General features: G+C 70.4%; 2 protein-coding genes and 1 tRNA gene. 1 reads left to right on the plus strand and 2 read right to left on the minus strand.

Features of this window, described 5'->3' with window-relative positions; translation table 11 throughout:
* A partial coding sequence (locus ACRDPS_RS16315; protein WP_431502708.1) for an SRPBCC domain-containing protein occupies positions 1–422 on the plus strand: 422 nt, incomplete at its 5' end.
* Between the two features lie 51 nt (positions 423–473).
* On the opposite strand, the gene ACRDPS_RS16320 is transcribed toward ACRDPS_RS16315, so the two are convergent.
* Positions 474–2,039 (minus strand): amidase family protein, encoded by a 1,566-nt coding sequence (locus tag ACRDPS_RS16320; RefSeq protein WP_431502709.1) that lies wholly within the window; start codon positions 2,037–2,039, stop codon positions 474–476.
* A gap of 290 nt (positions 2,040–2,329) precedes the next feature.
* Positions 2,330–2,402: transfer RNA gene (locus tag ACRDPS_RS16325), tRNA-Ala, on the minus strand.
* Between the last annotated feature and the right edge of the window lie 51 nt (positions 2,403–2,453).

Raw genomic sequence — 2,453 nt, forward strand, 5'->3', positions numbered from 1 at the left:
GGCTGAGCCTGCCGTTCTGGCCAGAGGGCCTGGAGCTGGCGAGCACCGCCGAGGCGATCGAGGAGATCGGGGTCGACCCGGGCGACTACGTCTCGGCAGGAGAGCTGCGGGTGTGGGACCCGCCCCGGATCTTCGAGTTCACCTGGGGGATGGACGGCCGCGCCGAGCTGACCGATCTGCTCCGCTTCGAGCTCGAGCCCACCGCAGACGGCACCCGTCTCACCTTCACCACCTGGCTCGGCGGCACCACCCAGAACACGGACACCGCAGTCGGCTGGCACGTCTGCCTGGATCAGCTCGCAGACCTCCTCACAAACGGCCCGACCTCCCCGACCGAGGTGTCCGCAGCCATCGTCGTCGAGCGGGTCACCGCCCGGACCGACGAGCTACGACCGTCGTACGCCGAGCTGCTCTCCTCGTGAGCGTTCCCTGCTCAGCGTCCACCGCTCACCCGCGGCGAGGGTCGATCGGGGTCATCGCCTTCCCATGCCGTCCTCGATCGCTTCCCCGGCCTCGAGGCAGAGATCCTCGCGGAATCGGTCAGCCACGACCTGAACCCCGATCGGGAGGCCGCCATGCAGGCCCGTGGGCACGCTCAAGGAGGGCAGCCCGAGCATGGCCAGCGCGAGCATCGGCTGCTGGGCCGCCAGGATCGACCTGAACGCGTCCGGCCCCTGCTGGTCCAGGTCGACCGGGAACTGGGGCCGATGGGAGACCGGCGTGACCACCACCGCGTAGTCCTGGAGGAGCAGGCGCCACTCCCGCTGGTACACCTCCCGCTGGCCCAGCTTCGTCGAGAAGTCGGCCAGGCTGAGATCGGGGGTGACCTCCAGCCACGTCTTCAGAGCAGTCTTGATGGCCCGGTCGCCGTGCTTCTCCACGGCGGCCGCGAAACCGTATCGGCTCTCGGCCATGACGAGCGGCGACCAGAGGTCGGCCAGCTCGGCGAGGTGCGGAAGCTCGATCTCGTCGATGCCGTAGTCCGCCCGGCGCAGTGCCGTGGTGGCGCGGCGCATGCCTTCTCGGACGGATGCGTCGACCGAGCCGTCGTCCGGCAGGGTGAGCACAGCAGCGCGCCGTGGGGGCTCGGGCTGACCGTCCGGACCGGACGAATCGGTCCATCCCGGGTCGCGGACGTCGCGGTGTGCCAGCGCCTCCAGGCCGATCCGGAGGTCGCCCACGGATCGGGCGAGGAGTCCCTGGGTCGACATCAGCTGTGACGTCATCGTCCGAGGAGTCCCGGCGGTCGACGGGTTGAACGCCGCGACCCGACCCATCGTCGGCCGCAGCCCGGCGACGCCGCACGCCCAGGCTGGGTAGCGCACCGACCCGGCGATGTCGCTGCCGTGGGCGAGCGGGCCGATGCCCGTGGCCACCGCTACCGCCGCACCTCCGCTCGACCCGCCCGGCGTCACGTCCGGGTCCCACGGGTTGAGGGTCCGACCGTGCAGGTCGTTGTCGGTGAACCACCGGAAGGAGAAGGCGGGGACGTTGGTACGCCCCAGGATCACCGCGCCGGCCCGGCGGAGGTTCGCGACCGGCGCACTGTCCTCGTCCACGACCGCGTCTCGGTTGGCGACGATCCCGTTGGTGGTGGCGTGCCCGGCGAGATCGACGTTGATCTTGACGGTCACGGGCACGCCGTGGAGCACGCCGAGCTCCGCACCCGAGCGCACCTGCGCATCGGCGGCGTCAGCCGCCGCCAGCGCTTCCTCCTCCAGGGTCTCCGCGACCGCGTTCACGTCCGGGTTGACCTCGCGGAGCCGGCTCAGGCAGCTCTCGGTCACCTCGCGGCTGGTCACCCGGCCGGTACGCACGGCGCGAGCGACGTCGACCGCGGTCCAGGTCCACAGCGGACCCGTGGGCAGCGGACTGTGGTCGTCGATCGCGCCCCGCCGGATCCCCTGTCCCGGGTCCGCCACCGCCACCCCTGGAGTGGTGACCGCCAGCGAGGTGGCCCCCGCCACCCCGAGGGCGGCCGTCAGGGCAGAGCGTCGCGACAGGCGGCCGGCGGGACGGGGGTCTACAGAGGTCTCCATGTGCTTGTTCCTTCGCTCTCGGCTGCGGCCACCGGCTCTCGTGACCCGGCGCCGGTGGCTCCGGAAGCGTCCCATGGTGTGGCGTTCGTCACATCAGCACGTTGCCTAGCCCCGGCACAGACATCGATTGAGTACGCGCGCTGTTGGATGACTCGCCCCGGCGACTCAATCGAGGCATCGCCGGCCTCGGCGCCGCGCGTCAGAGAACATGCCGGGCAGAAGCCAAAACACAGAAGGCCGGACCCCAAGCTGGGTCCGGCCTGTCCGGAATCTCCTGAGAGATCACAACGTGGAGGCTAGGGGACTCGAACCCCTGACTTCGACCTTGCAAAGGTCGCACTCTACCAACTGAGTTAAGCCCCCATATTCGGTTGTACGCGCCCGTCCGTCGGGTCAGCTCACCGTGTCTGTCTC

It is taken from the genome of Nocardioides sp., assembly GCF_050699375.1.
In the GTDB taxonomy this organism is placed as follows: domain Bacteria; phylum Actinomycetota; class Actinomycetes; order Propionibacteriales; family Nocardioidaceae; genus Nocardioides.

Coding starts and splice junctions, on each gene's coding strand:
- ACRDPS_RS16320 (WP_431502709.1), bottom strand. CDS start 2,039: ATGGAGACCTCTGTAGACCCCCGTCCCGCCGGCCGCCTGTCGCGACGC.